The organism is Pleomorphochaeta sp. DL1XJH-081 (assembly GCF_049310885.1).
Classification (GTDB): Bacteria; Spirochaetota; Spirochaetia; order Sphaerochaetales; family Sphaerochaetaceae; genus CAYZJV01.
The window spans coordinates 1-231 of record NZ_JBMDYO010000224.1 but is presented as its reverse complement, the minus strand read 5'-3'; the positions used below and the strand labels follow the sequence as shown (position 1 = coordinate 231).

At 47.6% G+C, this 231-nt stretch carries 1 protein-coding gene; it reads right to left on the bottom strand.

Annotated features, from left to right (window positions below):
* A partial coding sequence (locus tag ACODJP_RS14540) for a hypothetical protein (RefSeq protein WP_422482713.1) occupies positions 1-231 on the bottom strand: 231 nt, incomplete at both ends.

Here is a 231-nt window from a genome sequence, read left to right as displayed (position 1 = left end):
CAGCATTGGAATCAAATCAAGATGCATGAATCCATACTCGGGTACCAAAATCCCGTTCCATCGATTATATACCATCACCAGGACAACAGGAACCAACAGCCTTGGCTGCCCAATTGCTCCCTTGATAACCCCTCTTGCTCCTCCAGCTCCCATGGAATCAATACTGTTACCAAGCATTCGCATGTATGCCAAAGAACCAAGCAAGCCAGCGGCATAGCTTGCTGCAATTTC